Raw genomic sequence first — 7,228 nt, forward strand, 5'->3', positions numbered from 1 at the left:
GAACGCTCGATCACGCCCGGGAAGGCTCGGTCACGCTCGGGAAGGCTCGGTCACGCTCGGGGACGCTCAGGGGGCCTGCGTGACCGCCCGCCGCCCCCAGGCGGTGCCGGCCAGCACCAAGGCGGCACCCGCGTAGCCGAGGGGCCCCGGGTGCTCCCCGCCGACGGCGATGCCCGCGACGGCCGCCCACAGCGGCTCGGTGCCGAGCAACAGACCGACCCGGGAGGGCGAGGTGCGGCGCACCGCCCACATCTGCACGAAGAAGGCGAAGAGCGTGCAGAAGACGGAGAGGAAGGCCAGTCCGGCCCACTCGGCGGGCCCGAAGTCCGCGGCGGCGGCCCAGGGGGTCGCACCGGTGCCGGGCAGGGCTGCCAGCAGGGCGAAGACGAGGACGGCGCCGCCGAGCTGCACGGTGGTCAGGGAGAGCGGGTCGGCGCCCTGGAGCGCCTCGACCCGGGCCATCAGCAGGACGTGCAGGGTCCGGGCGAGCGCCGCCCCGAGGATCAGCAGGTCACCGAGGCCGGGCGCGCTGAACCCGGCACCTTGCGTGAGGAGCACGACGCCGAGGACCGAGGCCGCGGCGGCCCCGAGGAAGGAGGCGGAGGGCGCCCTCCCGCGCACGGCGGCCTCGGCGAGCGGGGTGAAGATCATGGTCAGGCTGATGATCAGCCCGGCATTGGTGGCGGAGGTGTGGACGACCCCGTAGGTCTCCAGCAGGAAGATGCCGCCGAGCACGAGCCCCAGCAGCCCGGCGCCGCGCAGCTGGGCCGGGGTGAGCGCGCGCAGCCGCGCCCATCCGGCGACGACCAGCACGGGCAGTACGAGCGCGAACCGCAGCACGAGCACGGCGATCACGGTGTGCGCGGTGGTGATCCCCTTGGCGGCGAGATAGCTCCCGCCCCACACGACGGCGACGGCCAGCACCGGCAGATCGGCGAGCCGGGCCCGGCCGGGTGCGGTGTACGGGACGGGCGGGGCGACGGCCACGGAAGGTCTCCAACGTCACTCGGGAGGTGGAGACATCGGCGGCTCGCACGGTTGCGGGGCACACCGTACCGGAGCCGATCATGGGCGGCGACCCGTTTCCGGGCCTCGGGTCCTCCGCCCGTAGCATCGGGCGCATGGCTGATCTCTACGCCGTGGACCTGGCGTTCGACCTGCTCGACAGCACGCCCGAGACCGTACTCGCGCAGGTGCGCCGCCACCTGGCGGGGGACGGCCTGCTCGCTCCGCGGGGCCCGGCATGGCGCGTCGGCGGGATGCTCGTGGGCGCGTTCGGCCCGGCGGAACACGGCGGCTGGGCCCTGACGGCCCGCCAGGAGATCCACCAGGACCGGCTCCCGGACCTGGAGGACCTCCTCCTGCTCCTCACCCCGCACATCCGCCCGCCGGGCCCGGTCGGCCGCATCCGCCACCAGGCACACGAATCCCCGGACCTCCTGGTCCTGCGCGAGGGCCGGGTGCTCCAGCTGTCCCTGGACCGGCGGTAGCACCCACCGCCCACCACACCACCGGCGGCCCGACCCCGCTCCGGCGCTGCCGCTACCCGCCGACGGTCCCGAAGGCGGCCCGCCCGGTCGGCCGGTAGGTGTGGATGGCCGTCCCGAGGCGCGTCGTACGGGAGGCCGTCAGCGCATAGGCGGTCGGCAGCCCGCCGACGGGGAACAGCCGGCGCCCCGCGCCCAGGACCACGGGGAACACCAGCAGATTGATCTCGTCGACCAGGTCCCGGGCGAGCAGCCACTGCGCCAGCTGCCCGCTGCCGTGCACCTGGAGCTCCCCGTCCAGCGCGTCCTTGGCGCGGACGATCTCGCTCTGCAGGTGCTCCCCGTCGAGCACGGTGGCCGGCCCCCAGGCCGGCTCGTCGAGGGTGGTCGAGGCGACGTACTTGGGCAGCCGGTTCAGCCCACCCGCCACGGGGTCCGCGGGGTCGTCGTGCTGCGGCCAGTACCCGGCGAAGATCTCGTACGTCTTCCGCCCGAGCAGGAACGCCCCGGCCCGGCCGAACACCTCGGTGACGAACTCCCCCATGCCCTCGTCGACGTACGGCGCGGCCCACCCTCCATAGTCGAACCCGTCGCTGCGGTCCTCGTCGGGCCCGCCGGGCGCCTGCATCACGCCGTCCAGTGTCACGAAGGTGGTCAGTGTCAGCTCGGCCATGTCCCTGCGCTCCTCGCTCGATGCTCCTACGCAAGAGCAGACTCCCGGGCCGCCCCGGAGTCATCGGCGCGCCACGCAAACGACAGCCCGAACGGCGCAGCGCCCCGCTCTCCGTCTCTCCGTCGGCTCCGCCGAGAACGCGGGGTCGGATTCCTGCCAGCGATGGGGGGTTGGAGGCTATTTGATTGAACCCGCAACCAAATGATGCGGGAGGAAGAGGACATGGACGGGAACACGGTGGCGCTGGTGACCGGGGGGAGCCGGGGCATCGGCGCGGCGGTCGCGGTGCGGCTGGCGCAGGAGGGAGCGGACGTGGCGATCACCTACGTCCGCGATGCCGGGGCCGCGGCCGGGGTGGTCAAGGCGGTGGAGGCGCTCGGGCGGCGGGCCGTCGCGCTGCGGGCGGACGCGGGGGACGCGGCGGAGGTCGCGAACGCGGTCGGAGAGACCGTACGGCGGTTCGGGCGGCTCGACGTGCTCGTCAACAACGCCGGGGTGGGGCTGGTCGGCCCCATGGAGGAGGTCGGACCGGCCGACGTCGACCGGGTGCTCGGCGTCAATGTGCGGGGCGCGTTCCTCGCGGCCCGGGCCGCCGCCGGGTGTATGCGGGAGGGTGGACGGATCATCACCATCGGCAGCTGCATGGCGCAGCGGGTGCCCGGGCCGGGCGGAGTGCTGTACGCGATGAGCAAGGCCGCGACGATCGGACTGACCAAGGCTCTGGCCCGGGAACTCGGCGGACGCGGGATCACCGCGAACGTGGTGCATCCGGGGCCCGTCGACACCGACATGAACCCGGCCGACGGGCCGTACGCGGGCCCGCAGGCGGCCATGACGGCACTGGGCCGGTTCGGGCGGGCCGAGGAGGTCGCGGACGTGGTGGCGTTCCTCGCCGGGCCGGGGGCGGGCTACGTCACGGGGGCGGAGTTCGCGGTCGACGGCGGCCACGCCGCGTAGCCCCCTCCGGGCCCGCGGCCGCGCACGCCCAGGGCGGGCCGGCCCCGGGGTGTGGCATTCGCTCGCGATCCGCGCGGGCGACACCGTCGTGGGACACGTGATGTGGGCGTACGACGAGGACGGCGGCACCCACTGGATCGGCGGCATGATCGTCGACGCTGCCGAGCAGGGCAGGGGGGTGGGACGGGCCGCGGTGCGCGCCTTGGTCGGGCGGCTCGCCGCGGTGCCGTCCTGCCGGAAGGTACGGCTCTCGTACCACCCGGACAACGCGCCCGCCACGCGCCTCTACGCGGAGCTCGGCTTCAGGCCCACCGGCGCGTTCGAGGACGAGGAAGTCGTGGCCGCGCTGGTGCTCTGACCCGCACCGGCGGGGAATCGGTTCAGGGGCGCGCCGGAAATCCGGTGCGCCCCTGAACGGTGTGCCGGCCCCGGGGGTGTCGGCCCCCGGGGCGGTCACGGGTACGGCGTCAGCCGCCCAGCTCCTGGTGACGGGCGGTCAGCGCCGCCGCGCCGGCCTCCGTCAGGGAGCCGAACAGGCGCAGGCGGGAGAAGCCGCCGTCCGGGAAGATGTCGATCCGGACGTGGGTGCCCACCGCCGGGGTGGCCAGTACGAAGCGGTGGTTGGTGTCGGGCTGCAGGCGGGTCCGCGGCAGGAACTCCGTCCACTCGCCCTCCTCGCCGGTTTTGACCGACAGCGAGGCCCAGCCGGCCGAGTTGCCCTTGAGGTACGCGGTGTCGATCTCGACGGCGCGGATCTCGGACTCGGTGACGAGCTGGTAGCGGATCCAGTCGTTGCCGTTGTCGCGGCGGCGGGCGGTCTCCCAGCCGTCGTCCATCTTGCGGGAGCGGCCCGGGTTGATGGTGTTGGTCGGCGGGGAGTAGAAGCGGTTGGAGGCGTCCTGCACGGAGCCGCCGTTCTCCAGCGCCACCACGTCGAAGGAGCCGAGCGCCGCGAGCCACTTCGGGTCGGGCAGGACCTCGCCGTAGACGCGCAGGCGGGCGATGCCGCCGTCGGGGTGCTGGTTGACGCGCAGGTGGGTGAAGCGCTGTTCGGCGTCGACCTCGAAGCCGTTGGCGGCGTGGCCGCCGACCGCCGTGCGGGGGACGATGGTCGTCCACTTCACGTCGTCGCCCTGGAGCTCCTCCGGGGTCGGCGCGAGGGCGCCCTCCCAGTTGGTGGCCTCGATGGAGACGGCCTGCGGCATGTTGCCGCGGAAGTGGGCGGTGTCGACGACGATGCCGCGGATGACGCCGGGGGCGCCCAGCCGCACCAGTGCCCAGTCGTGGTCCTCGGGGGTCGGCCAGGGCTGGGTGGCGGAGACGCCGCGCCGGCGGCGGGTCTCCCAGCCGTCCATGACCTTGCCCTTGTGGCCGAAGTCCTCGGGGTCGAAGTGCGCGGCCTCGGAGATCAGCAGGTTCTCGCGCTGGGCGAAGAACTCGTCGTTGGCGGCGATGACACCGGCGCCCAGCTCACGGGCGGCGAGGTTCGCGTACTGGGCGAAGGGGAAGTCCGCGGTGCGGTAGTCCGCGTACGGGTCGCCGCCTCCGTACGGGTTCGCGTTGCCGGTGAAGGAGGGAATCGCCACTGTCAGTTCTGCCTTTCGAGGAGGAGGCCCGTGGGCTCGGTCGGGGTGCCGTGGTCGGCGATCTGCGTGCCCCGCAGCCAGGTGGACTTCACGACGCCGTGCAGGGTCTTGCCCGCGTACGCCGTGACCTGGTTGCGGTGGTGGAGTGCGGCCGGGTCCACGGTGAACGTTTCTTCGGGGGCGAGCACGGCGAAGTCGGCGTCGCGGCCGGCTTCGATCGCGCCCTTTCGGGACAGGCCGGCGAGGGCGGCCGGGGCGGCGGACATCCAGCGGACGACGTCTTCCAGGGTCCGGCCGCGCCTGCGCGCCTCGGTCCAGATGGCGGGCAGGCCCAGTTGGAGGGAGGAGATGCCGCCCCACGCGGTGGAGAAGTCGCTGGTCTTCAGGTCCGCGGTGGAGGGCGAGTGGTCGGAGACGATGCAGTCGATGGTGCCGTCGGCGAGCGCGTCCCACAGGAGGTCCTGGTTGGCGGCCTCGCGGATGGGCGGGCAGCACTTGAACTCGCTGGCGCCGTCGGGCACTTCCTCGGCGGTGAGGGTGAGGTAGTGCGGGCAGGACTCGACGGTGATCCGCACGCCCTCGGCCTTGGCGGCGGCGATCAGCGGCAGCGCGTCCGAGGACGACAGGTGCAGGACGTGGACGCGTGCGTTCAGCCGCTTCGCCTGGGCGATGAGGTTGCCGATGGCGGTGTTCTCGGCGTCGCGCGGCCGGGAGGCCAGGAAGTCGGCGTACCGGGGGCCCGGGACGACGGGGGCGGCGTCGAGGTGGTGCGGGTCCTCCGCGTGCACGATGAGCAGGCCGCCGAAACCGGTGATCTCGGCGAGGGAGATGGCCAGCTGCTCCTGGTCGAGCTCGGGGAACTCGTCCACGCCCGAGGGCGACAGGAAGCACTTGAAGCCGTAGACGCCGGCGTCGTGCAGCGGCGCGAGGTCCTTGACGTTGTCCGGGAGGGCCCCGCCCCAGAAGCCGACGTCCACGTGCGCCTTGGCGCGGGCGACCTCCTGCTTGACGCGCAGGTTGTCGACCGTGGTGGTCGGCGGGAGGGAGTTCAGGGGCATGTCGAGGATCGTGGTGATGCCTCCGGCCGCGGCGGCGCGGGTGGCCGTCCAGAAGCCCTCCCACTCGGTGCGGCCGGGGTCGTTCACGTGGACGTGGGTGTCGACCAGGCCGGGGAGCAGGACGTCGTCACCGAAGTCCTCCAGCCGGGCTCCGGCCGGTACCTCGGCGTCGTGTGCGAGCACGGCCGCGATCGTCCCGCCGGCGACGGCGACCGAGGCGGCGCGCGTCCCCTCGGGAGTGATGACGCGCGTCGAGCGCAGTACCAGTTCCACAGCCACGTCGGCCACCGGAACCTCCCCATCTACTTCCACAGAGCGAAATTCAACGTTCTGTTGACGGAGTCTTCCCGGGGATCCGGGAGCAGTCAAGAGCGCCCGGACGGACCACTGACGCACCGGGGCCACACTTGGAGGTTTCCACAGGATGGAATTAAGATTTCGCTATCCAGAATGTAGCTACCGCCACCGGAAGCCGGGCGGATAACTTCCCGAGGGCGTCCACCACCCGGACAAACCATCTCTGACCGGCGGCGACGGCCCCGACCCCGACACTGGGGCCGACGCCGGCCGCCCGGTAGGCTGCTCCCTTGCCTGCCAGCACCGAAAGGACCGCGCCGTGCCGACGTCCAGCGCCAGCACCACCGACGCTTCCTCGAAGACCCCTGCCGCCAGCGGTGGCGTCCAGTCCCTTGAGCGCGCCTTCGACCTGCTCGAACGGATGGCCGACGCCGGAGGCGAGGTCGGCCTCAGCGAGCTGTCGGCCGCCAGCGGTCTGCCCCTGCCCACGATCCACCGCCTGATGCGCACCCTGGTGGCGTGCGGGTACGTACGCCAGCAGCCCAATCGACGGTACTCCCTCGGCCCCCGCCTGATCCGCCTCGGCGAGTCCGCGTCGCGCCTCCTGGGCACCTGGGCCCGCCCCTACCTCGCCCGTCTGGTCGAGGAGACCGGCGAGACGGCGAACATGGCCCTGCTCGACGGGGACGAGATCGTCTACGTCGCCCAGGTGCCGTCCAAGCACTCGATGCGCATGTTCACCGAGGTCGGCCGCCGGGTGCTGCCGCACTCCACGGGCGTGGGCAAGGCCCTCCTCGCCTACACCCCCGCCGACGAGGTACGCGCCCTCCTGGCCCGCACCGGCATGCCGGCGGCGACCGAGAAGACCATCACCACGCCCGAGGGCTTCCTGGAGGCGCTGGAGCAGGTCCGCAAGGTCGGCTACGCGGTCGACGACAACGAGCAGGAGATAGGGGTCCGCTGCCTGGCCGTGTCGGTGCCGAACTCGCCGACCGCCGCCGCGATCTCCATCTCCGGTCCGGCCGGCCGCGTCACCGAGGCCGTGACCGAGGCCTTCGTCCCGGTCCTCCAGAACGTCGCCGCCGAGCTGTCGGTGGCGCTGGCCAACCAGAGCCCGGCGTAACCCCGCCGCACCGTCGTACGGGAAGGCCCCGGCGCCCCTCTCGGAGG

The 7,228-nt window shown here is 73.1% G+C and carries 7 protein-coding genes and 1 pseudogene; 4 read left to right on the forward strand and 4 right to left on the reverse strand.

From position 1 onward, the window contains the following. Positions 1 to 66: 66 nt before the first annotated feature. Positions 67 to 987 carry a DMT family transporter gene (locus ACFW2G_RS29710; RefSeq protein ID WP_384446877.1) on the reverse strand — a complete coding sequence of 307 codons (921 nt, stop codon included), beginning with the start codon at positions 985 to 987 and terminating at the stop codon, positions 67 to 69. A gap of 134 nt (positions 988 to 1,121) precedes the next feature. Between ACFW2G_RS29710 and ACFW2G_RS29715 the strand changes: the two genes are divergently transcribed. Further along, positions 1,122 to 1,490 carry a hypothetical protein gene (locus tag ACFW2G_RS29715; RefSeq protein WP_384446879.1) on the forward strand — a complete coding sequence of 123 codons (369 nt, stop codon included), beginning with the start codon at positions 1,122 to 1,124 and terminating at the stop codon, positions 1,488 to 1,490. Between the two features lie 52 nt (positions 1,491 to 1,542). On the opposite strand, the gene ACFW2G_RS29720 is transcribed toward ACFW2G_RS29715, so the two are convergent. Then, positions 1,543 to 2,160, reverse strand: coding sequence for a dihydrofolate reductase family protein (locus ACFW2G_RS29720; protein WP_384584992.1), 618 nt, complete (start codon positions 2,158 to 2,160; stop codon positions 1,543 to 1,545). A 222-nt stretch (positions 2,161 to 2,382) separates the two neighbouring features. On the opposite strand from ACFW2G_RS29720, the gene ACFW2G_RS29725 reads away from it, so the two are divergent. Further along, complete coding sequence (locus ACFW2G_RS29725) at positions 2,383 to 3,117, forward strand: SDR family oxidoreductase (RefSeq protein ID WP_236647434.1); 735 nt, start codon at positions 2,383 to 2,385, stop codon at positions 3,115 to 3,117. 52 nt (positions 3,118 to 3,169) lie between these two features. Beyond that, a pseudogene (locus tag ACFW2G_RS29730) lies at positions 3,170 to 3,475 on the forward strand (GNAT family N-acetyltransferase); the annotation flags it as partial. Positions 3,476 to 3,584: 109 nt separating this feature from the next. Here ACFW2G_RS29730 and alc read toward each other — a convergent pair. Together alc and allB are read right to left on the reverse strand one after the other, a co-directional pair. Further along, entirely contained in the window at positions 3,585 to 4,703 is a 1,119-nt protein-coding gene (alc, locus tag ACFW2G_RS29735) for an allantoicase (protein WP_384584989.1), read from the reverse strand. Positions 4,704 to 4,705: 2 nt separating this feature from the next. Beyond that, on the reverse strand, positions 4,706 to 6,040 hold the full coding sequence (gene allB / locus ACFW2G_RS29740; RefSeq protein ID WP_370466675.1) for an allantoinase AllB: 1,335 nt from the start codon (positions 6,038 to 6,040) through the stop codon (positions 4,706 to 4,708). 337 nt (positions 6,041 to 6,377) lie between these two features. On the opposite strand from allB, the gene ACFW2G_RS29745 reads away from it, so the two are divergent. Further along, positions 6,378 to 7,181 carry an IclR family transcriptional regulator gene (locus ACFW2G_RS29745; protein WP_037915689.1) on the forward strand — a complete coding sequence of 268 codons (804 nt, stop codon included), beginning with the start codon at positions 6,378 to 6,380 and terminating at the stop codon, positions 7,179 to 7,181. Positions 7,182 to 7,228: the final 47 nt, after the last annotated feature.

Source organism: Streptomyces sp. NPDC058880, from assembly GCF_042742535.1.
GTDB lineage: Bacteria > Actinomycetota > Actinomycetes > Streptomycetales > Streptomycetaceae > Streptomyces.

Coding starts and splice junctions, on each gene's coding strand:
- ACFW2G_RS29715 (WP_384446879.1), top strand. CDS start 1,122: ATGGCTGATCTCTACGCCGTGGACCTGGCGTTCGACCTGCTCGACAGC.
- ACFW2G_RS29720 (WP_384584992.1), bottom strand. CDS start 2,160: ATGGCCGAGCTGACACTGACCACCTTCGTGACACTGGACGGCGTGATG.
- ACFW2G_RS29725 (WP_236647434.1), top strand. CDS start 2,383: ATGGACGGGAACACGGTGGCGCTGGTGACCGGGGGGAGCCGGGGCATC.